Source organism: Vulcanisaeta souniana JCM 11219 (genome assembly GCF_026000775.1).
Classification (GTDB): Archaea; Thermoproteota; Thermoprotei; order Thermoproteales; family Thermocladiaceae; genus Vulcanisaeta; species Vulcanisaeta souniana.
In genome coordinates, this window is the sequence record NZ_AP026830.1 from 308473 (window position 1) to 330720 (window position 22248).

25 protein-coding genes are annotated in these 22248 nt (G+C 45.1%); 19 read left to right on the forward strand and 6 right to left on the reverse strand.

Annotated features, from left to right (window positions below):
* Window positions 1-55: 55 nt before the first annotated feature.
* Window positions 56-376, forward strand: a complete 321-nt coding sequence (locus Vsou_RS01605) for a hypothetical protein (protein WP_229709936.1) — start codon at window positions 56-58, stop codon at window positions 374-376.
* A gap of 127 nt (window positions 377-503) precedes the next feature.
* Window positions 504-2834, forward strand: coding sequence for a glycoside hydrolase family 57 protein (locus Vsou_RS01610; protein WP_229709935.1), 2331 nt, complete (start codon window positions 504-506; stop codon window positions 2832-2834).
* 31 nt (window positions 2835-2865) lie between these two features.
* On the opposite strand, the gene Vsou_RS01615 is transcribed toward Vsou_RS01610, so the two are convergent.
* Together Vsou_RS01615 and Vsou_RS01620 are read right to left on the reverse strand one after the other, a co-directional pair.
* Window positions 2866-2997: a hypothetical protein gene (locus tag Vsou_RS01615; protein ID WP_264890750.1), complete on the reverse strand. Its 132-nt coding sequence runs from the start codon at window positions 2995-2997 to the stop codon at window positions 2866-2868.
* 81 nt (window positions 2998-3078) lie between these two features.
* Window positions 3079-3609, reverse strand: coding sequence for a TRASH domain-containing protein (locus Vsou_RS01620; RefSeq protein WP_054844140.1), 531 nt, complete (start codon window positions 3607-3609; stop codon window positions 3079-3081).
* A gap of 65 nt (window positions 3610-3674) precedes the next feature.
* Here Vsou_RS01620 and Vsou_RS01625 point away from each other — a divergent pair, with 65 nt between their 5' ends.
* The 9 genes from Vsou_RS01625 (at window position 3675) to serS (ending at window position 11768) form a co-directional block, all read left to right on the forward strand.
* Window positions 3675-3851 (forward strand): YHS domain-containing protein, encoded by a 177-nt coding sequence (locus Vsou_RS01625; RefSeq protein WP_188604033.1) that lies wholly within the window; start codon window positions 3675-3677, stop codon window positions 3849-3851.
* Window positions 3852-3860: 9 nt separating this feature from the next.
* Window positions 3861-6290 (forward strand): heavy metal translocating P-type ATPase, encoded by a 2430-nt coding sequence (locus Vsou_RS01630; RefSeq protein WP_264890751.1) that lies wholly within the window; start codon window positions 3861-3863, stop codon window positions 6288-6290.
* A gap of 57 nt (window positions 6291-6347) precedes the next feature.
* Window positions 6348-6644: an MTH1187 family thiamine-binding protein gene (locus tag Vsou_RS01635; RefSeq protein WP_188604032.1), complete on the forward strand. Its 297-nt coding sequence runs from the start codon at window positions 6348-6350 to the stop codon at window positions 6642-6644.
* A gap of 1 nt (window position 6645) precedes the next feature.
* Window positions 6646-7104 carry a YkgJ family cysteine cluster protein gene (locus Vsou_RS01640; protein WP_188604031.1) on the forward strand — a complete coding sequence of 153 codons (459 nt, stop codon included), beginning with the start codon at window positions 6646-6648 and terminating at the stop codon, window positions 7102-7104.
* A gap of 245 nt (window positions 7105-7349) precedes the next feature.
* The gene (locus tag Vsou_RS01645; protein ID WP_188604030.1) at window positions 7350-7910 is read left to right on the forward strand and encodes a 2-oxoacid:acceptor oxidoreductase family protein; all 561 of its coding nucleotides are present in this window, start codon (window positions 7350-7352) and stop codon (window positions 7908-7910) included.
* The gene (locus tag Vsou_RS01650) at window positions 7907-8182 is read left to right on the forward strand and encodes a 4Fe-4S binding protein (RefSeq protein ID WP_188604029.1); all 276 of its coding nucleotides are present in this window, start codon (window positions 7907-7909) and stop codon (window positions 8180-8182) included. Before Vsou_RS01645 ends, Vsou_RS01650 begins: the two co-directional genes overlap by 4 nt.
* A 1-nt stretch (window position 8183) precedes the next feature.
* Entirely contained in the window at window positions 8184-9398 is a 1215-nt protein-coding gene (locus Vsou_RS01655; protein WP_188604028.1) for a pyruvate ferredoxin oxidoreductase, read from the forward strand.
* Between the two features lie 5 nt (window positions 9399-9403).
* Window positions 9404-10306: a 3-methyl-2-oxobutanoate dehydrogenase subunit beta gene (locus Vsou_RS01660; RefSeq protein WP_188604027.1), complete on the forward strand. Its 903-nt coding sequence runs from the start codon at window positions 9404-9406 to the stop codon at window positions 10304-10306.
* Between the two features lie 55 nt (window positions 10307-10361).
* Window positions 10362-11768, forward strand: coding sequence for a serine--tRNA ligase (gene serS, locus Vsou_RS01665; protein WP_188604026.1), 1407 nt, complete (start codon window positions 10362-10364; stop codon window positions 11766-11768).
* Between the two features lie 2 nt (window positions 11769-11770).
* On the opposite strand, the gene Vsou_RS01670 is transcribed toward serS, so the two are convergent.
* Window positions 11771-12520: a TrmB family transcriptional regulator gene (locus Vsou_RS01670; protein ID WP_188604025.1), complete on the reverse strand. Its 750-nt coding sequence runs from the start codon at window positions 12518-12520 to the stop codon at window positions 11771-11773.
* Between the two features lie 67 nt (window positions 12521-12587).
* On the opposite strand from Vsou_RS01670, the gene tes reads away from it, so the two are divergent.
* The 4 genes from tes to Vsou_RS01690 all read left to right on the forward strand — a co-directional run bounded on the left by tes (window position 12588) and on the right by Vsou_RS01690 (window position 16508).
* Window positions 12588-14306, forward strand: coding sequence for a tetraether lipid synthase Tes (gene tes / locus Vsou_RS01675; RefSeq protein WP_188604024.1), 1719 nt, complete (start codon window positions 12588-12590; stop codon window positions 14304-14306).
* A gap of 70 nt (window positions 14307-14376) precedes the next feature.
* Window positions 14377-15537, forward strand: a complete 1161-nt coding sequence (locus tag Vsou_RS01680) for a hypothetical protein (RefSeq protein ID WP_188604023.1) — start codon at window positions 14377-14379, stop codon at window positions 15535-15537.
* The gene (locus Vsou_RS01685; RefSeq protein WP_188604022.1) at window positions 15534-15791 is read left to right on the forward strand and encodes a KEOPS complex subunit Pcc1; all 258 of its coding nucleotides are present in this window, start codon (window positions 15534-15536) and stop codon (window positions 15789-15791) included. The genes Vsou_RS01680 and Vsou_RS01685 overlap by 4 nt, the downstream gene beginning before the upstream one ends.
* Before the next feature lie 45 nt (window positions 15792-15836).
* On the forward strand, window positions 15837-16508 hold the full coding sequence (locus Vsou_RS01690; protein WP_188604021.1) for a 30S ribosomal protein S3ae: 672 nt from the start codon (window positions 15837-15839) through the stop codon (window positions 16506-16508).
* On the opposite strand, the gene Vsou_RS01695 is transcribed toward Vsou_RS01690, so the two are convergent.
* The gene (locus tag Vsou_RS01695) at window positions 16475-17077 is read right to left on the reverse strand and encodes a KH domain-containing protein (RefSeq protein ID WP_054844136.1); all 603 of its coding nucleotides are present in this window, start codon (window positions 17075-17077) and stop codon (window positions 16475-16477) included. The genes Vsou_RS01690 and Vsou_RS01695 overlap by 34 nt on opposite strands.
* Window positions 17078-17206: 129 nt before the next feature.
* Between Vsou_RS01695 and Vsou_RS01700 the strand changes: the two genes are divergently transcribed.
* From Vsou_RS01700 to Vsou_RS01715, 4 genes are read left to right on the forward strand one after another with little or no spacing between them, the layout of a single operon-like run.
* Entirely contained in the window at window positions 17207-18418 is a 1212-nt protein-coding gene (locus tag Vsou_RS01700) for a phosphoglycerate kinase (protein WP_188604020.1), read from the forward strand.
* A gap of 3 nt (window positions 18419-18421) precedes the next feature.
* The gene (locus tag Vsou_RS01705; protein WP_188604019.1) at window positions 18422-19468 is read left to right on the forward strand and encodes a type II glyceraldehyde-3-phosphate dehydrogenase; all 1047 of its coding nucleotides are present in this window, start codon (window positions 18422-18424) and stop codon (window positions 19466-19468) included.
* A 55-nt stretch (window positions 19469-19523) separates the two neighbouring features.
* Entirely contained in the window at window positions 19524-20576 is a 1053-nt protein-coding gene (locus Vsou_RS01710; RefSeq protein WP_188604018.1) for a M42 family metallopeptidase, read from the forward strand.
* Window positions 20576-21028 carry a UPF0179 family protein gene (locus Vsou_RS01715; RefSeq protein ID WP_054844134.1) on the forward strand — a complete coding sequence of 151 codons (453 nt, stop codon included), beginning with the start codon at window positions 20576-20578 and terminating at the stop codon, window positions 21026-21028. The genes Vsou_RS01710 and Vsou_RS01715 overlap by 1 nt, the downstream gene beginning before the upstream one ends.
* Window positions 21029-21060: 32 nt before the next feature.
* Here Vsou_RS01715 and Vsou_RS01720 read toward each other — a convergent pair whose 3' ends face one another.
* Together Vsou_RS01720 and Vsou_RS01725 are read right to left on the reverse strand one after the other, a co-directional pair.
* A complete protein-coding gene (locus Vsou_RS01720) occupies window positions 21061-21513 on the reverse strand; it encodes a 30S ribosomal protein S15 (protein ID WP_188604017.1) in 453 nt (150 codons plus the stop codon).
* A 58-nt stretch (window positions 21514-21571) separates the two neighbouring features.
* Complete coding sequence (locus Vsou_RS01725) at window positions 21572-22243, reverse strand: KEOPS complex kinase/ATPase Bud32 (protein ID WP_188604016.1); 672 nt, start codon at window positions 22241-22243, stop codon at window positions 21572-21574.
* Between the last annotated feature and the right edge of the window lie 5 nt (window positions 22244-22248).

Below are 22248 nucleotides of genomic sequence, written 5' to 3' on the forward strand. Positions count from 1 at the left end.
AATTAAAAGAATAATTGAAAAGAAAAATTTAAATATCTAAAAATACTCAAATAATATGACAAATAAAATAATATATCCGTCAATTCTTTTACTAATAGTAGCAGCAATACTCATAGCACCCATAACCCATGCCCAAAGCTCATGTCCATACATAGTGTCCTTTAATGTGACACCAACGTCAGGTCCTGTGTACATAACCGTGGCAATAACAGGGCTACCAGAAGGCCACGAGGCTTACCTACACTGGGGCATTGAGCCATATCCGGGGGTCCTGGTCAGACATTACCGATACATTAATGACTTGGAATGGGACCAGTTACGTAGCTACCATCGGGCCTTTCCAACCGGATACCTGGGTTGCCTGGGTATTCCATGATGCAACCACGAACACCTGGATTAACTATCAATGCGTACCCTTCTGGAACTAGAACGTTGACGTTAATCCACCGAACCAGGGATATACATGGGCCTACGTCTATCCAAACGGCTCAATACTAATAACAATGCTCGGTAGGGCGCCGGACAACATACTCCTCTGGTACGGCCTAACCTCAGGCCCTGGAAATGTACCTTGGTACACTACTAGTGGTACATCTGGAGCCATGAATGCCGCGATGACGTTTAACCCACTTTGGGGCAATTACTCGGTTATGATAGGCCCACTCCAGCCAGGACAGTGGATCCAGTGGGTCTATTGGGACACGACGACTAATACCTGGCTCCACTGCTCAGCCAACCTAATAAGCGGTGCAGTAACATGCACACCCAATGGAAACTTCGCAATACAGGACGTGTACTCACCGTTGGTGTTCATAAATGCGACGTATAGTAAGTATGTTTACTTAGTTGGTCAGAATGCCACTGTCTACGTTCTTTTCGAGAATGAATTTGGCAAGCCTGTTACTGTTAATATGACGCTTACCGTAAATAATGAGGAGTTTAATTACTATGATGTAACGATAATGCCGGGTTACTACATAGTGGCGTTGAACTTCACGGTGAACGTGCTGCAAGGAATATATACACCAATGCTCACGGTGTATAGCCTTGGCACTACGTTAACTCAATCCTCATTGCCAAGTCTCTACGTACTCAATACAACGGGTAAGTCACCACTTAGCCTAGTCATTGTGTGGAACATGCATCAGCCGCTTTACATTGAGCCAAACGGGACATGGGAGCAGGCCTGGGTCTTGCTTCACACGTGCCATGACTTCCTATGGAATGGGACATGGATCGGCGCCTATGAGTTACACGCGATCTTGCTCAGTGAGTATAATGTGAGTGCTACCATAGACTTCACGCCAGTACTTCTGTATCAGTGGGAGACAATATTGACTGAAGGCACATTCCCATACTCACCCGTTTGGCCAAGTCCATCAACACTCAATGTAAACATGACCCAGTGTCTCGAGGCTATAAACTACACGATAAGCCTATACAGGGAGCTTGCCCAGGAGGGTAAGGTCGAGGTACTGACCGTGCCATTTTACCACCCACTGCAGGCAATAATTTATGACAATGGTTGGCAAAGTGACCTCCTGGCTCAAATACTCATGGGTGAGGAAATGACCGAGGAGATATTCGGCGTTAAGGCAACTGGTGCTTGGACACCTGAGATGGCATTCAACATGGGCTTGGTCCACCTATATAATGAGACTGGCATTGAATTCACAATACCCGATGCCCAGGCATTCCTGCCCTATGCAACTGTGGTTAATGGCACTCCATCACCCTATGGGCCGATAATTGTTGGGGATTCAACAGGTAAGCAAATAATAGTACTGTTTAGGGATACGGATCTTTCCAATACATTCTCATTTGCATACTTCAGTCAGTCACCGCAGGTAACCGCTAGGGAACTAATTCATTACCTCGCCAGTATATACATGCAGAATCCGGGTGCTGTAGTCGTCGTAGCGCTGGACGGTGAGAACCCACTAATTTTCAACCCAACCACAGGACCCGCTGATTTACAGGCTATTTATCAAGTACTCTCTGAGTACCAGGGTACCTGGTTCATAACACAGACAGCCAGCGAGGCCATAGCAACTCACAAACCCATAGCCGTTTTAACGAACTTACCTGAGTCCTCATGGGCCCTAAACCTGAACAACTGGAATAATGGCTACACAGGTAAGGTTGAGATTTGGCGCTCGGTGGCCCTGGCTAGGGAGTACCTTGTGGCGTTTACGAATGCTGTGAACATGCCAATATCACCCGTGGTACCACCACCCTTCAACACAACGCCAAACTCGACAAAACCAATATACACACCGTGGAATTACCTATACGTTGCCGAGGGCAGTGACTGGACTTGGCAAACAGGACCTCCGAACTACGGTCCAGCGTGGTTCCAAGAGCAGGCATTAACGTACACGAGCGCCATAATTAACACCATAGAGAATTATTTGACTGAGATTAGGCTTGTTAAGTACGTGGTTGAGGATGACGCCGTAGTACTACAGATATACAACGGCCTGAACTACACATTATATGTAACGCTAGTGGTGAGTAATGGCACGTATACGATTGCCAAGCCCGTAGTGTTGATGCCTCACCACATAACGACAATACCCATTATAGGCATTGAAAATGCAACAACGGCTCAATTATACTCGCCGGTTACCGAGTACGAGCTTGGCGATCACCCAATACCGATTAATCAATACGGATTCCCACTGGCTACGTTTACCCTCAGCCCAGGCAATTCGCAGGCGATGTCGGCGATGCAGGGAGGATCTAGTGAATTGATAGCAAGCCTAATAGCAATTTTACTTAGTGCATCAGTCATAATGATAATCATACTGATTCAGAAGGGCCCATTTAGGTAATTCCTGCTGAACGATGATGTTTAAATTAAACTCATTTCTCCTCTTTAACCGATTCCCTAGATACCATTGAGTAATACCTACTAAGTACAGGGCACCCACGGCCACCATTTAGGCAAAAGTTGATGAACTTACTCCTACTGACCCTCCAGTCCTCAGGTGGCATGAGTATGCAACGCTCGCCATCATACGTCCTCTGATAAAAAATGCACCTATTCCCACTAGATGACACAGAAGTCACGATGAGTTAGGCCTTATTTTTATTACTCCTGCTCAATTTCTTCTTCAATTCCCTTAAACAAGCCTCACAGCATAGGTAATACGTCCTCCTACCCCTCCTGTATATTATTGGCACCGTTATGGGTCCACCACAGTAATCACACACCAAACCAACACTAATTAACTGCCTACTCACGGGTCTCAACGCTATGTAAACCTCATCCTTATCCCTAAGCCCATCAATGATAGTTACCAACTCATTGAAGTCCCTAGCCCTCATAATTACTATGTACCTACCATCAACCAATTTATAGCAGTCACCAAGGTCCGCATGAGGTTCCCTAGTTATTATGAATGCCCTTGGTGAATCCTCTGGTACATCCACCGTGAATTTAATGCCCTTATTAATCAACGACCTTAATGCCCTATACACGGTCACCCTCGACACGCCGAGTCTCTCGGCTATTTCTGAAACACTAGCCCTGGCATTCTCCCTAAGTATGTTTAATACTCTGATCTCAATATCCGTGAATCTAGAAACAACTGTTTCTTGTCTCATTGAGTATGGATTAACAAATTGTTCTTGATAAACTATACAGTTCAGTGCATTGGCTGCATATCTGTATGAGCAAGGCTATAGATCCCGTATGTGGTATGGAGGTTGATACGAGTACGCAGTATAAAACCATCTATAAGGGTAAGGTGTATTACTTCTGCTCGCCGATGTGTAAACGGGCATTTGAGGCAAACCCAGAATATTACCTGACGCACGGTCCTCAGGGAATGCCGCATGAGCATTAGGTGAGTTGGGTGGGTATTAATGATGAATTGAGTAAGGTGAGTATTGGACTTAGATTCAGTAATGGTAGGGAGGTCCACTTTAAAATCATTGGAATGCACTGTGCGACTTGTTCCCTGACCGTGCAAAAGGCGTTATTATCGGTTAATGGCGTGCTATCGGCCAGCGTCAGTCTTGCCAATGATGAGGCGGTCGTGATAGTTGACCCAGCGGTGTTCGACTATGCCAAGGCCCTAAAGGCCGTGCAGGGGGTTGGTTACGATATCTACAGGGAAACACTAACATTCATGCTCAAGGGCCTTGAGCCTGAGGAAGTCAATACAATAGTCAGGGCACTACATGCCCCAGGGGTATTCAGTGTTGTTCCGAATCCCGTTAATCACACAGTAACTATTACGTACAATCCATTGGAAATCGATGAGGGTGGACTTAGGGCGATCATTGAGAACGCAGGTTTTAAGGTAATTGGCGTGAGTAAGGGAGGTACTGAGGACTTTGACGTTGATAGGAAGGCCGTTGAGACAGACCTAAAGGACATTAAGGCTAAGCTTACTGTGGCAATTCCTTTAACCGCCCTTATATTCTTACTCGAAGCCCTAAGCATTGTGGGGATCATACCAGGTGCTTTATATGCCATTGCATCCTTCGCCTTATCGACCCCAGTCCAGTTCTACTCAGGAATGCGCTTCATTAGGGGTGCCGTCAGGGCCTTTAGAAATGTCACCGCCAACATGGACACCCTAGTAACGTTAGGTACTTTGTCGGCATACGTATTCAGTGTGCTAGTACTGACTCATGTGATTGGTGGAGACGTATTTTTTGACTCGAGCGCGGCGATAATCACGTTCATATTAATTGGTCGTTACCTGGAGACGAGGCTTAAGCTTAGGGTTGGCTCGACAATGAGAGAATTAGCCAGGCTTTACCCAAGGAGCGCCAGGGTAGTCAGGAGTGGCGTTGAGACTTTGGTCTCAATTAATGAGGTTAAGCCTGGTGATATTGTGGTTATTAAGGAGGGTGAGGTAATACCGGTGGATGGCTATGTGGATGGTGGTGAGGGTTATGTGGATGAATCTGTGATGACGGGGGAGCCAAGGCCAAGGCATAAGGGCATCGGCGACCTGGTGCTGGCTGGTACGATACTTGCGAGGGGTTACTTGAGGATTAAAGTGACAAGAAGCGGTGAGTATGCCTTTATTGCGCAGGTAATTAAGCAGGCGAGACAAGCTCAGTCACTTCGTTTACCGATACAATCACTCGTGGATAGGATTGCCTCGTACTTCACCTGGTTTGTGATTTCTGCCGGCGTGTTGACATTCATGGCTTGGTACCTAATTGGTGCACCAATTTACATGGCCGTGCTTCACATGGCCTCCGTACTTGTGATCGCGTGTCCATGTGCCCTCGGTCTCGCCACGCCAATTAGTGTTGTGGCCGGCACAAACAATGCCCTAAAGCATGGTATCTTGATTAGGGAATCTAGGGCAATAGAGCTTAGCCCTGGAATTAAGGTGGTGGCCTTTGATAAGACTGGCACCCTGACTAGGGGTAGGTTTGAGGTTATTTCCGTATTTGGTGACGAAAAGACCCTATACTATGCGGCAATAGCTGAGGGAGGTTCTGAGCATCCAATAGCCAAGGCTATTCTTGAGAGGGCTAGGGAGGTTTATGGCGAGGTGCCCAGTGCAGAGAGTTATGACTCAGTGCCTGGTATGGGTGTCATTACTCAGTGGAATGGTTTAACCATAGGTGTTGGTAATGAGAAATTGATTAAGGGCTTTGAGGCAAGGATTAACCCAGAGATTGAGAACAAAGCTAATGATAGTGTCGGTGAGGGCTTCACGGTGGTTTACGTCATAGTTAATAACGAGGTATCGGGGGCGATAGCGCTTGGTGATTCTCCGAGGCCTGAGGCTCCCATGGTTATCAGCGAGTTGAGGCGCATGAATATTATTCCCATGATGCTCACTGGTGATAATACTGAGGCCGCGAAGGTAGTTGCCAAGAAATTAGGCATTGACTATGTATATTCGGGATTAATGCCTGACGAGAAGGCCGAAGTGATTAAGGAGTTAAGGGATAAGTTCGGCATTACTGTAATGGTCGGCGATGGGGTTAATGACGCGGTAGCATTGAAGGCTGCCGATATTGGCATAGCCATGGGTGCGGGTACGGACATAGCCAAGAGCGTCGGTGATGTTGTGCTATTAGATAGCGACTTGACAAAAATACTGAGCTTCATTAAATTATCAAGGAAGATACTAAGTAACATTAGGTTCAATATACTGTACGCGTTCATGTATAACGTAGTATTGATACCGATAGCTGCGGGTGCCATGCCCGGGCTCACAGTAAGACCCGAATGGGCTGGCTTGGCGATGGCGTTGAGTAGCATAACAGTAACGCTTAATGCGCTACGGCTTAGGTATAGCCATGTCTGAAAATAGGAAAAAGACTGAGATAAGTTAAATAACACCCCTGTATATTGCCTAGTTAGTATGGGTGTTATTGTGGAGATAGCCATAGACCCTATAGGTACTAACTCCCCAAGCGTTAGTAACTACATTAAGGTGGCGATAGATGTGATTAGAAGGTCAGGCTATAAGTACGAGGTCGGCCCCATGGGGACGTCAATTGAACTGCCAAGTATCGAGGCTTTGGGTAAGTTGCTCCAGGATATTCACGACACTCTCTACAGGGCTGGTATTAAGAGGATCGTTACTACAGTTAGGATTGATGATAGGAGGGATAAGGCAATAACCATGGAGTATAAGGTTGAGAGGGTTAGTAAGTGATATGGTTAAGATACGTGTTAGGCTTGGCACGGTATTTGATGATACAGAGTTCTTTGAGGTTAAAATGAATTGTACCAAGTGCGGTAGGTGCTGTTTAAATACGGAAATGGAGCTTTTACCTGAGGATATAGAGAGGATAACGGGGCTTGGTTATAGGGTTAGGGACTTTGCGGTATTTGATGGTGAGATATGGAGATTGAGGAATGTGGATGGTCATTGCGTATTTCTTAACCCACAGACCATGGAGTGCACTATATATGAGAATAGACCGATTGGCTGTAGGTTATACCCGTTGGTGTATGATGATATTGAGGGTCCATATATTGATAGGGAATGCCCTGCATGGAACACCGTAAAGCAAAGCGAGTTAGATAGATTGGGGAGGTTCTTGGCATTGTTCCTAGCGAGGTCGAGACAGACTAATCAGTGGGTCAGGATTAGGTATGGTTTTCGTCATTAATCATTTTATCTTTATCAAGAATATTATTTGTTTTACTCCCAGTGTAAATCTTCAAAGCCTTTCATTATATTAATTTAAGCATATTTCTAGTTTGTACAGTCATTGTTTTATATGATTCATAATTATTTTATTAAGTCATTCCAACATTCCTATGAGTTTATATTTAACTATTTTTATCATTTAGAGATAAATAATCTACCAGAAGCATTTATAAAACCCCCAGTATTTACGGTTCATGAGTTAATATGGCTGGTGTAACTGAATTCGTGATCCTAGGCAGAGGGGGGCAGGGTGGAGTCACCGCCGCCAGGATCCTAGTGTCTGCGGCTCTTAAGGATGGCAAGTGGGGCCAGGCAATTCCTGAGTTTGGCGCTGAACGTAGGGGTGCTGTTGTTAAGTCATACGCTAGAATTGCGGATAAGCCGGTGCCTCTCCACAGTAATGTAAAGAAGGCCGACGTTCTCATTGTACTGATATCCAATGTTCTTGACTTAGTCAATATCGATGAATTAATGAAGAGCAGAGATTCAATAATCATTGTTAACTCTCCATCCCCAATAAAGACGGGCTATAGGACTTACTATGTCGATGCAACGTCAATAAGTGAGAAGCTGGGTCTCATTATTGCTGGATGGCACATAGTGAGCACACCATTGCTCGGCGCAGTCGCCAGGGTCACTGGCGTGGTTAGTCTTGAATCCATTATTAATTCACTGCCTGAGTTCGTTGGTAGGGAGAACCTTGTTAAGTTAAATGCCGAGGCCGTTAAGCTAGGTTATGAATCCGTCAGGGGTGGTGAAAAATGAGCGTTGCCGAGAGAATAAGGGGTTCCCTCTTGTCAAAACCTGCGGAAGGAGCTGGCGGTAGGACAGGTACCTGGAGGGTATACAGGCCAATCGTTAATTACTCCAAGTGCACGAAGTGCGGTATTTGCTGGCTTTACTGTCCCGAGAACGTCATTGATTGGCTTGAGGACAAGAGCGTTAGGATTAACTATGATTATTGCAAGGGCTGTGGAATCTGTGCTGATGTTTGTCCGGTTAAGGCAATAGACATGGTAAAGGAGGGGGTGGTGTGATATGAGTAGTCAGGTACCCCTCGCTAAGCAGGTTAGGAAGGTCTTGGTTGGGGATCACGCAGTTGCCGAGGCTGTTAGGTTAGCAAAGGTTAACATTGTTTCTGCCTATCCCATAACACCGCAGACGTTGATTGTTGAGAGAATTAGCGAAATGATTGAAAGAGGAGAGTTAAGGGCTGACTATGTTAGGGTTGAGAGTGAATTCGCTGCGCTGGCCACGGTGTACGGAGCAGCGGCAGGAGGCGCCAGGGCATTCACTGCAACCTCTAGTCACGGGTTATTCTATATGTATGAAATGCTCTGGTGGGCGGCGGCTTCGAGGGTTCCCTTGGTTATGGCGGTGGTCACCAGGGCATTGGGTCCTCCGTGGAACATACATGATGAGCACACGGATATACTGGCAATGAGAGACAGCGGTTGGATAATCGGTATGGCTCAGAATGTGCAGGAGGCCTTTGACATGACATTAACGGCCTTCAAGATCAGTGAGGATGAAAGGGTACTATTACCGGTAGCCGTTGGGCTAGATGGTTTCATCCTCAGTCATACGGCTGAGCCCCTCGATGTGCCATCACAGGAGGATGTGGATGCATGGTTACCTCCAAGGAACCCGAGGATTCCATACGTGATTGAACCTGGTGGCGAAGCCATAACCATGGGTAATTTACCTGGAAACGATGTATACCATGCAATACTTAAGAAGTATATGGATGAGTCCATGGAGTCTGCGAAGAAGGTTATTGCTGAGGTTTATGACGAGTATGGTAAGTTGACAGGTAGGAATTATGGGCCATTGACCGAGTGCTACAGGTGTAGTGATGCCAAGTATCTAGCCGTGTCAATGGGTGCGTGGAGTGGGGATATAATGAATGCAATTGATAGGCTCAGGAATGAGGGTTACTCAATTGGTTTATTGAGGATTAGGTACGTCAGGCCCTTCCCCGAGGAGGACATTAGTGGGTGGATCAACGGTATGAGGGGCATTATAGTCTTTGATAGGGATTACTCTGCGGGCATGGGTGGCGTATTGGCAGGTGAGATTAATGGTTTGGTGCCTAATAATGTCTCCTTCGAGGGTGTCTTGGCTGGTCTTGGTGGGTTTGATGTTTCAGCAGATGAATTCAAGGCTATAATGAGGGATTTTGTGGATAAGACCGAACGCGAGGGCCTAGTGAGGATTAGGAAGTATTGGTATATACCGAAGATTGAGAGGTGATGGGCATGGTCACCATAACAGAGCTACACAAGTACGGTAAAACCAAGTTCATAATGCCTGGTACAGCTGCATGCCCTGGTTGCCCATTGCAGGTTGGCATGAGGCAGTTGGCGATGGCGCTTGATGGGAAGTTCGCCATGGTAATACCGGCTGGTTGTTCAAGTGTGATACCTGGTGTCGCTCCATACACTGCATATACAGTACCTGTGCTTCATGTACCATTTGCATCAAGTCCAGCGGTGGCCAGCGGCTTAGTGAGGGCTGTTAAGCAAAGGGGTGTTAATGGGCCTGTGGTTGTTTGGGCTGGCGATGGCGCTACTGCCGACATAGGCTTCGCCGCATTAAGCGGTGCTGCCTATAGGGACGAGGACATCCTCTATGTGATGGCTGATAATGAGGCCTACATGAACACTGGAATACAGGCCAGCGGCACGACGTCATGGATGGCTTGGACAACAACGTCACCTAGAGGCAAGACTGAGGATAAGAAGGATGTGGCGCTGATAATGCTCATGCATAAGGTACCCTATGTAGCCACCGCAAGCATTGCCTACCCAATGGACTTCATTGATAAGGTTAGGAGGGCCATGCAGATTAAGGGCTTTAAGTTCATACACCTGCACGCACCTTGCCCACCTGGTTGGAAGATGGATGACTCCTACACAGTTAGGGCTGCTAGGCTGGCTGTCGAGACAGGAGCCTGGATACTCTGGGAGTATAACCAGGGTAAATTGATTATTAGTCCACCGAGTATTCCATATAGAGATAAGTCGAGGAGGAAACCCTTGGAGGATTACATAAAGATCCAGGGTAGGTTTGCTCACCTTAAGCCTGAGGATATTAAGGTCATGGAGGAGAAGATCGATAGGCAGTGGGATCTCATTCTTAAGCTGGCTGAGATAATATAAGTAGGTATTTCGTAATTAAATAAAATTTAATAATTCCATAATCATGAACCGGCTAATGAGTTGGAGCCTGTTGGATGCATTGAGGAACAAACCGGATGTTGTTAGGGATTCGATTAGGAAGAGGAGGATGGATGTGGGTGTTGTTGATAAATTTATTGAGTTGGATAGTAAGTGGAGGGGCCTTAAGGCAGAGATTGATGAGTTGAGGCATAGGCATAACGTAATTACTAAGGAGGTCAGTAAGCTGGGCGGTGCTGAGAGGGACGCTAAGATTAGGGAAGCTAAGGAGTTATTGGGTGAGATACAGAAAAAGGAGGAGGAATTGAACGCCCTTGAGAAGGAAAGAGAGAGGGTGCTTAGGTCAATACCTAATTTGGTGCATGATAGCGTGCCGTACAATTGCCCTGAAGGTGTTGATTCAATGCCCGTTAGGTTTTATGGGACACCTAGGGTTTGGGTTGGTTATCTAAGGGACTTTAAGGAGCAAACGGAGCACTTTGGTTTTAATGTGCCGTATGAGACCATTGATTGGAGACCCATTGGGCACGCCGACATGCTTGAGGTTGTGCTTGGCATGGGAGATACGCTCAAGGCCGGCGAGGTCGCTGGGTCTAGGTTTTATTACCTATTTGATGACCTAGTAATGCTTGATATAGCGCTGTTGTCCTATGCCATTGATCAAATGACCAAGAAGGGCTTCAAGCTGGTGCTTCCGCCGTACATGCTAAAGTACGAGGTACTCTCTGACATCTTAGATATGGATACATTCAAGGACATGGTCTATAAGGTAGAAAATGAGGACTTATACCTAATAGGCACTGCTGAGCATCCAATAGCCGCTTACTTAAGGCACACGGAGCTGCTTGAGGATCAATTACCCCTGCTTTTTGTTGGCGTGTCACCAAGCTTCAGGAGAGAGGCCAGTGCAGGTAATAGGGACATGAAGGGAATATTTAGGGTTCATCAATTCCACAAGGTTGAGCAATTCGTTTTTTCATTGCCTGAGGAGAGTTGGAAATGGCATGAGGAATTAATAAGAAACGCGGAGGAGTTGTGGCAGGGACTTGGTCTGCCTCATAGGGTCGTGCTACTTTGCGCGCATGACATGGGTAGGTGCGCCGCCAAGCAGTATGACCTTGAAGTTTGGATGCCAGCCCAGGGTAAGTATAGGGAAATGGTATCATGCAGTAATTGCACAGACTGGCAATCAGCAAAGCTTAGTATTAGGGTCCTTAGGAAAGACATGCGTAGAGAGTTTGTTCATACACTGAACTCCACGGCCATAGCGAGCACTAGGGCCATAACGGCGATACTCGAGAATTACCAGGAACCAGATGGAACAGTGGTAATACCCAAGGCTTTAAGGAAATACCTGGAGATCTTCAGCAAGGGGCCAACTGACGTTATTCACCCAAGGAAGAAGGTAAGGAGGAATGACAAAGGGGACCCTATAATCGAGTAATCTTAACGCTGAATTACCTCTGATCCATTCCATAGGTAATTGAAGTATGTCTTGGCTATATCAATTATGTAATCCTGCCTTGAGTATAGACTTATATAGTCAGTACTATGTTTAATCACGAGAACTATGCCGCCGATGCCCACGAAGCCGCCGCCAAACAGTTTATCCCTAACCCTAATGTGTATTCGTGGTGGTAGGTCCTTAACGTAATCCACAAGGTCCTGAGAAACCAATAGCCTTGTCTCGTTATTACGCGATATTTCCTCGACCATGGACAATACCCTATGATCGAGTAGTTCTGTGTATGGTGTCGCAATGTCGAGGTTTCCATACCCCATTGACTTCATTATTAACTCCTTGGTGCTATCGAGGCCCCTAACCACGTAAAGCAACTCGCTTTGGGCGGTTACCCTACCCCTATAGGCTGATTCGTACATTAATTGGAGTGAGTCTATTAATGGTTTTATTGAGTTTACATAGTCAGAGAACTTCTGTACCAATCTGTTGAATATGTCCGTCGGGGATACGGCATAAAATAACTCAGGCCTCTTCTTATCGTCAATTTCAACATAACCCAGCCTATATAACTTGTGGAGGACCGAGTAAACCTTTGATGACGGGATATTAGCCTTTATTGCTGCATCCCTTGCAGTTAATGGACCATTCTCCACAAGCGCTATGTATGCCTTTATGTCATAACTAGTCAACCCAATAAGCCTAGCAAGTTCTTGAAGTCTTTTCTCGATGCTCATACTAAAACACTTCTGAGAGTATTAGTTGGTGACAAAGCTTTTAAATAATTAACCCTCAATTATCGTAATGGTCCAGGTAGTATCCGCGAAGACGGAAATTGTTGAGGCACAAAAAACAAGAAAACCACTTGTGGAGTTAAGCAGGTTCAGATTACCTAAGCACTATAGGAATGCCCTAGAGAATGAGAGACTTCAGCAAATGTGGAAGAGGCAGTTCGGTTTGCCGGATCATGTGAGGGTCATTAAGGTGTCGGTGTCCGTATGCCCCGTCTGCAGTAGGCAGATACCAATGGCTGTTTATGAGGAGGATGGAGCAATATGGCTGAAGAAGACCTGCCCAGAACATGGAACCTTCAGGGACCTATACTGGGGCGATGCGGAGCTCTACTACTACTTCCTCCAGTGGGACGCCCCTGAGTACATTGGTAAGGGCACGGCAAACCCAAACACAGACCTCAACTACTACCTAGCGGCAGGTAGTTGCCCGCAGGGATGCGGCCTGTGTCCAGTTCACAAGACAAATACCATACTCGCAATAATTGATGTAACAAATAGGTGCAACATGAAATGCCCCGTGTGCTTCGCCAACGCCTACGCAGCTGGTTACGTATACGAACCAACACTCGAGCAGATCGAGTACATGCTCAGGACCCTTAGGGCTCAGAAGCCCTGGGCGCCAAATGCTATTCAATTTAGCGGTGGCGAACCAACACTTAGGAATGACTTACCGGAGATCATTAGAATGGCCAAGACCCTCGGCTTTGACCACATCGAGGTCAATACCAATGGCATAAGGATCGCTAATGATATTGATTATTACAGGAAACTATTAGATGCGGGTATATCAACGATATACCTACAATTCGACACAATAGATCCGAATAATCAGGGTGTTTGGAGACATAGGCTATATGATCCAAAGGCGTATGCGGCTGTTAAGAAGAAGGTTATTGAGAATGCCAGGAAGCTTGGCCATAGGTCCGTAGTTCTTGTGGTTACAATGGCTAAGAACTATAACGATAGAGACATGGATAAGATAATAGATTTCGCAATTGAAAATAGGGACGTCGTTAGGTGGATTAACATACAGCCCGTGGCCTTCGCAGGTAGAGCCAAGGAGTATAGCCCTGAGGAAATTAGGCAATTCAGGATAACAATACCTGATGTAATTAATGGCATTGAGGAACAGACCAGCGGTAAAATAAGTAAGTGGGATTGGAGACCAGTTAATTGGCCGGTGGCTATTGGAAAACTCGTTGAGGCATTGACGGGCAGTCCTAAGCCAATATTCGGCAATAACCCTGTCTGTGGAGCGTCAACGTTTATTTATTATGACCAAGACACTAAGGATATACTTCCAATAACGAAGATTATTGATGTCGATGGCTTCGAGAAGACGGTCTGGGACATACATAGTAAGGCCGTTAAAGGAGGTGTTTGGAGAGGCATTGCTACCGTTGAGACCCTTAAGTTGCTTAGGTACGTTAAGCACAAGGGCTTCAGGAATATACTTGCGAACTTCCTAACTAGGAAGGACTATGAATCACTAGGCCAGATAATGTTTAACGTTATTGGACTTGGAATAATGCACTTCATGGACACATTTAATTTCGATGTACAGAGGGTCCAAAGGTGTGATATCCACTATGCAGCGCCAGATGGTAGGATAATACCCTTCTGTACAATGAATAACTTCCATAGGGATAAGGTTGAGCACAGCTTTAAGATGGAAGTGAAGGATTGGCTGAAGATAAAGCTTGCTAGGAATACAGCGGTCTATATATGAAATTACCTATCGTATTTATTTACCCTACTTCTAAGTAATTATTAATAAGGACTTTTGCAGCACAAATGATGTGAAATCCAAGGGAAGACTTATCTTGGATTCAATAATAAATTCAAGCGATAATTTATTAATAATCACACCGCCATTTATTAATTCACTGCTGGCGTCAATAATAATATTAATTGAGCGATTTAGAAGAAATCTACTAACGCACGTAACGCTATTGACACTTGAGTCATTAAATGATTTAAGGGACGTGGCGGGTAGGTATAATTCAATTCTATTTGTCGAGCCACCATCAATCATGAGACTTAGTGAAATCACGAATTCATTCAATGGCAAGAGATTATTTATAATAGGTAAGGAGGATGCGGAGTGGGTTAATGCAGATACCTACCTTGAGTATTCAGTTTCCATGCCGCAGTTAATATGGCAATTACTGAACAATGAGTTAGGGCAGGATTCACTTAGATTCTTAGAGGCGGCAATAATCTATGAGCTAATGATAGTCCCCAATTACGACATATCATCATTTAATGGCTGGTCGGTCACAGAACCCATTAACTTCCCTGCATTACCAGGTATACTTAGGCTACCATTGAGTGCATCTCTCTCACGCGCCCTTTCGCCAATAATACCGGGAATTACAGGTAATGAGACTGAGGCTAGAAATCTTGTGAAGGTCATTACCAAGAAGGCGAATGCAACATACAGGGAACTTGGTGAGGATGAGGTAATGACTTTACTAAAGTATATAGGTGATTTCATGCTTAGGGCAGGTTTTAGGGGTGATTACCTCGATAAGCTAATACTCATGCAAAGAAAGTGGAGTGATACGGATGTTGATGTTTTAGAGTCAATACTGGCAATAGAGGCTCAGTTGTCACTTTGGGAGTATATAAATGGAATAATGAGTCCGGTACTTAACCCACAAAGCGTTGGGGATACCGATAATGTGGTTGCTAAATACGTATCTGTGATTGGTGAATACCTAGGTCAGTTGGGCAAGGCTAATGACATTGTCTTAAGGCAGGGATATCAATCATTAACCCTAGTGGACAGACTATGTTCAATAATGAACTTCTATACAGAAAGCCATAACCAGTCATTCGCAATAGAAGGCAGTCCACTAAAGATAATGTGCATATTCAGTAATGAGGAGGTTGGCGATGCAGAGTTAGTGTTTAAACGCACTGGCTACTCAATGGCCGTAAGGGGACTAAGGCAATGAGGGTTAAGGGAAAGGTTACCCTAAGCATTACGATGAAGACGTTCGAGGATTGCCAAGCAGCCCTCCTTTCACTATTGCCTGATGAAAGGGATTTACCACCAGGCCTGTCATCAAGCATTAAATGCATTGGAAACCAGTTAATATATGAACTAAATTATGATATTGATAGTGAGAAGTTATTAAGTATTTATAATACAGTTGATGATTTCATTAGGAACCTAAGGATACTCATGGATTCCCTCAATACCCCATGAAGGTAAAAATATAAAAAGGGTTTTTTGATTATCGATAAGACCACCGTGTCAGCGCAAAAGCAGGCCAAGACAGGTAAGTGGATGATAAAGAAATGGTTTACCATTTACGCCCCTACACTATTTAATGGGGTGGAGATTGGCGAGGTTCCCGCCAATGAACCCAACGATATCATTGGAAGGACGATAGAAATAACGTTATTCGACATAACCAAGGACCTTAGCCACCTACACATTAAGCTTAGGTTCCAAATAGACAGGGTAGAGGGCGATAGGGCATACACTAGGTTCAAGGGTATGGAGCTAACAAGGGACTACATTAAGAGCCTAATTAGGAGAGGATCAAGCCTTATACAATTGATCCAGGACATAAATACCACAGACAATGCTGTTCTAAGGGTCACAATACTGGCAATGACACCAACTAGGTGCAAATCAAGCCAAAAGAGGGCCATTAGGAAGGAGTTTATAAAAGCGTTAATGGATGCATCGGGTAAGGTTGACTTTAATGGTTTCGTAAAGGCCGCGGTGTATGGTGATATTAGTAATCAATTATTCGCCGTCGGTAAAAAGATATACCCGCTAAGAAAGGTCGAGGTTTATAAGATAAAGGTCTTAAGATACCCAACTGGCGGCGGCGAGACAAAGCCTACTGAGGAGGTAAAGATTACTGAGGCGGCGGCCGCTCAGCCTTCATCTTCGCTTTCATCGTCCTCCTGATAAGACCTACTTAGTCTTTCCATCAATTCTCTGTACTTATTTTCTCTTCTCCAGTTTTGTATCCACTTGTAAACAGTGGCGTGTTGTCTGCCTCGGATAAGCATCTCTAGGGCCTCCCTTGCGATTTTCACGTTCTCGTAAAAGCCAAGTATTGCAATATACTTATCGCCGATTACAATGTTTGTATCCGTTAACTCCTGGAGAACCCTTTTGGCTCTTCCATCTTCCCCAATTATCCTAGCCTTAACCCTATTTACATGGTTGGCTTTATCCTTATCCACATAATCCCTCAGGTCTATGATCTCAAGCGTATAGTCATCACTTCTTAGATTCTGGGCGTCATTATAATCAAAGCCATATGATATTGCCTCAATTATGTTCTTTGCTTTCATTAATTGATCGAAATTCGTATTGTCGCCTGGCACTATTGTAACTTCGCCCTTGTCGCTGTCGATAATTAGCCTAACGCCGAATTCCTCCTCAATAAGCCTTGCGGCGTCGCTTATTGCCTTTAGTCGATTTTTCTCAATTGTAATCCTAAAACCACCCTTCATGTAATCGCTTATCATGTTCCCATTAACACGCGATTTTTCGGTTTAAAAAACTTGATTTCGTTGTGGATTTATTAATTATTTATAATTATAATTATTACTATGGTAAGAAAATCTTAAATATACAACCAGATAGAGCTGAGTGATATGAGTTTACCCGGTTTACTCAGTCCACTCCCAACAATAAACATGTGCGGCAAAGGCAGGGTCCTGGTCAGGGTCGACATGAACGTCCCAATAGACAAAAACAGTGGTGAAATACTTGATGAGTACAGGATTGAAGCTCACTCAAGAACCATAAGGTACCTAGTGGACTCCGGCCTACCTGTTGTTGTGGTGACTCACCAGGGAAGACCAGGCGATGCTGAATTCGTGTCCCTCGAGAAACATTCACAGGCATTAAGCAAGTATCTCGGCATGGATGTTCACTTCATTGATGATGTAATGGGCCCCAGGGCACGTGAAGAAATAAGCAAATTAGGACCTGGTGAGGTGCTTATGTTGGACAACCTAAGGTTCGTTAGTGAGGAGATTATTGAAGGCGAACCCCAGAAGCTTGCAGGTACTTACCTAGTTACGAGATTGGCACCATTATTCAACCACTTCATTCTCGATGCCTTTGCCACAGCTCACAGATCACAACCAAGCATTGTTGGTTTTCCCTATGTACTACCGAGTTGCATGGGGCTCGTTATGGAAAGTGAAGTTAATGCATTAAGTAAGGTATTGGACGCCAGAGGCGTCTCAACCGTGTTAATAGCCGGTGGCGCAAAGGTACCTGAGACCGTGAAGACAGTAAAGGTACTTCTAAGCAAGAGGATAATTGGCAAGGTATTACTTGGTGGTTTGGTTGGTCAGTTATTTCTGGCCTTGGGCCACGGCAATAATAAATTAATGGGTAATGTTAAGGTTGGCCAGGAAACCATTAACGACGTGTTGGAGATAATGAAGACCTTCAGCGATAGCATAGTGTTACCCGTAGATGCCGTTCAGTCTGATGATAAGGTCGTTGAGCCGGGTAACGCCCAGTCAATGCTAGACGTAGGCCCAGCTACTATTGAATTATTCAATAAGCACATAATGTCCGCTGATGTTGCAATAATGACGGGACCACTCGGCTTAGTAGAGGTGGAGAAGTACTCAAGGGGTACCAGGGAGGTCTTGAGGTCTATGGTGGACAATGCGCAGTTCACTGTTATTGGCGGTGGCCACACAATAATGTCGGCCAGGAAATTTGGATTGATAAACAGGATAAGTCACGTGTCCACTGGTGGTAGGGCATTTATTCAATTTCTAGCAGACCCGTACTTACCCGGTATTAAGGCGCTTGAGTTATCAAGGTCAAGGTTTTGGGTGTGAGTCATGGTAATTAGAATCGGGCTAATGGGCTATGGAACAATTGGGAAGAGGGTTGCCGATGCGGTAATGGCGATGGACGACATGGAACTCGTTGGCGTTATTAAACAAACACCGGATTATGAGAGCGAGGTTGCAATCAACAAGGGCATAAGGCTATACACCTATGACGATAAGATCAGCAAGTTTGAAAAACTGGGTATTAAGGTTGCGGGTACTGTTAATGATTTGATCAAGAGTGTTGATGTGATGATAGACGCCACGCCTGATGGAGTTGGCGCAGAGAATAAGGTGAAGATCTATGAACCAATGGGGCTCAGGGCAGTATTTCAGGGCGGTGAGGAGGCTGAGGTTGCTGACGTAAGTTTTAATGCGCTTGCTAATTACGATATGGCCATTGGGAGAAGGTTTGTTAGGGTCGTTAGTTGCAACACAACAGCCCTATCGAGGTTGATAGGCGCCTTCCTGGTGCATGGCTATAGGATAAGGAGGGTTAGGGCTTATTTGGTTAGGAGGGGTGCCGACCCAAGGGAGTTTAAGAAGGGGCCCATTAATGACGTTGTTTTTAACCCAGCAACCGTACCTAGTCATCATGGTCCGGACGTCATGACTGTAATACCAACAGTGGACGTAGTGACCATGGCGGTTGCAGTACCGACAACAATGATGCACCTACACATGGTGAACATGGAGTTTGATGGGCAAATAACCAGGGGTGAGGCTGTGAAGGTTCTCGAGGAAACACCTAGGGTATTACTGTTCAACACGGCATTCAGGAAATTCGATTCATTGGCACAAATAATAGAGTGGGCTAGGGATATTGGTAGGCTTAGGGGTGATGTTATGGAGAATGCGGTCATAGAGGATTCAATAACAGTATTCCAAAATGAATTGTTCCTAATGCAGGGTGTTCATCAGGAGAGTATTGTGGTTCCTGAGAATATTGATGCGGTGAGGGCTATGTTTAGGCTAACTGATAAGTGGTCCTCCATTAGGAAAACAGATAGTGCGCTTAACCTGGTTACAATGGGAAAGAATTACAACCTTACTTAGGTTATGAGCCGGTTTTAAGTTTTTAAGCCTAAGTTAACACATTACGGTGTATAATATGGATGTAGAACTACTGAGTAGATTATCCATGGAAATAGGTCCCTCGGGCTTTGAGGACAGGGTTAGGAGGACCATTAAGGAGTCTGTGAGTAACTATGCAGATGAGGTTACAGTTGATAATTTGGGCAACCTAATTGCCAGGGTAGGTAATGGTTCATTTAGGGTACTAGTTAGTGCGCACATGGATGAGGTCGGGGTCATGATTTCTCACATTGATCAAAGGGGTTTCCTGAGGATAGTACCGATAGGCGGCTTGGACCCCTGGGTTTTTTTAGATAAGGAGTTGGTGTTTATGGGTAGGAATGGGGATGTCGTTGGTGTTGTCGGTGTTGATCCTCCACATCTACGTAGGGAAAAACCACCATCAAAATTTGAGGAGTTATATGTTGACGTGGGTTTCAGTAATAGGGATGAGGCGTTAAAGAGTGGTTTAATTCCAGGTTCTTCAGGTACCTTCGTGGGTGATTTCAGACAGAGGGGTTCCGTGGCAATTGGTAAGGCCTTTGATAATAGGGTTGGCTGTACCGCGCTGATAGACACCCTGAGGAATATTAAGAGCAAGATCAGTGGTGATGTATCCATATACTTTGCGTGGAATACCCAGGAGGAGGTTGGTCTCAGGGGTATAAATGCAGTGGTTAATCAGGTAAATCCACACTTGGCCTTTATTGTTGAGACCACGGTTGCCGCTGATGTCCCCACCAGTAGTGAGGAGTTATGGATTACGAGGATTGGCGGTGGGGTAGCACTTAGGGCCTTTGACAGGTCTATGATAGCTAATCCCAGGTTATTGTCGGCGGCGCTGGAGTTGGCGGAGTCCAATGGCATTAAGTATCAACTGCAGGTTAATCCCTATGGTGGTACAGATGCAGGCGTGGTTCATATCCACGGCACCGGCGTACCGTCACTGGTATTATCAACACCAGCCAGATACATACACTCGCCGGCATCGTTAATAAGCATAGATGATTTAAGGCAAGTAGAGGCGCTACTAACCGCGTTACTACTGAATCTTGACCTGATTAGGAATAGTGCGAATAGTGAAGGGTGATGGAAACAAAGCGAATAATGACATTAATAAGCAAGGAGCAGGCCGTTGTTGGTAAAACCTTTAGACTATACTCAATACCCGATGAGTGTAGACGATGTAAGTTATTCAATCTATGCGTGTCAAGACTTAAGCCAGGTAGGGTGTATAGGGTCGTTGATGTTAAGCATGTAGGTTTGCCGCAGACCAACAAGTGCCTCTTGACGGGTGAGGAGATGGTTCCAATAATTGTCGAAGAACTACCATTAATTATTCCTGTGCCCGCAAAGTTATTTATTGAGGGGGTAGTAATAACTTACACCAAGTCAGATATTGTGTGCGATAATGCAAAGAAGTATTTGCCAAATGAGCAAGTGCTTAAGGAAGGCACCAGGGTAAAGATCGTTAGGGAGACCGGCAGGGTAAAATGCGATAATGAGAATTACGTATTGGCAGAGGTCGTACCACTCGATTAATACGCACTCATTAAAGCATTATTATATTAAAGCTATGCAAGCATTGAGAATGCCTCCGGTGTATATACGAAATCCTGTGGCAACTTACCTACACGCTTATAGTACTTCACTAACCTATAGATCTTTGACTCGACTAGGTTTAACCCCCTCTTTGCGCTTAAGTCCTTGGGGTGTTCCTCAAGGTGTTTCCTGATCCTTACGGCTCTCCTGATCGTGTTCATAAGGTCCTCAGGGATTTGTGGAGCTAAGCCGTGTTCCTCAAGGATCTTCGTTATTGTCTTACCAAGGACAGGCTTTATGAGTGGTATTCCATACTGATCCCTAAGTATTATGCCGATCATTGATGGCGAGAAACCCCTCTTAGCCAACTCAATGACTAGTTGTTCAACCTCCTCCTGCGTGTATGAAACCCATGAAGGTGTTACCTTAGATACAGGCCTTGTACTTGCACTCCTACCTCGCTTATGCCTACTACGGTGAGGCACGCCTAACGATACTAAGAGAACTTTTAAAGCTTATTTATTCGTAAAGGAACGAAATCCCTCATCTAACGGAGTACCTAACCATCTTCCTCACTTTATTGACAATTGCTTTAACCCTACCCGTTAACTCAAACCCTAGGACGCTCTCATAACCACTAAGGAATTCTGCGAATAGAAAATGGCTTTGGTCCTTACGTAAAGCTTCGAGTGATCTCAGGGTTACATTGAGATCAAGAGCCAACTTATATAGCATTCTAACGTCCTGTATCGTAGGTGCCCTGCCCAGGGTCTCCGACAAGCCAAAGTCTATGATATATAGCTTGTCCCCAACAATTAATACATTAGCTGGAGTTGGGTCTCCATGCACTATGCCATTTCTGTGCAATACACCTATGTAACTACCCATTGTCCTTATGTAACTAATAATGGCGGCATTGAAGCCATTACTGCTGCTCATCAATAACCTAACCAGAGGAACCCCATTAAGGTACTCCATCCTAATTCTCATATTAACTGGGTCGACATCATAAATCCTAGGTACGTGTATCCCTAGCTCTCTGGCCCTTATCATGGCCCTGGTTTCATTAATAGTCCTTGACCTACGAATATAATTATCGAATTCGACCCTCCTGTAACCTTTAGGCAATCTCTCCTTAACGAGAACAGTTAATCCCAGCCAATCCTCCAGATATAGCACGGCCTCCGCTCCAATAGCAATTATCTTACGATTCACTGAAA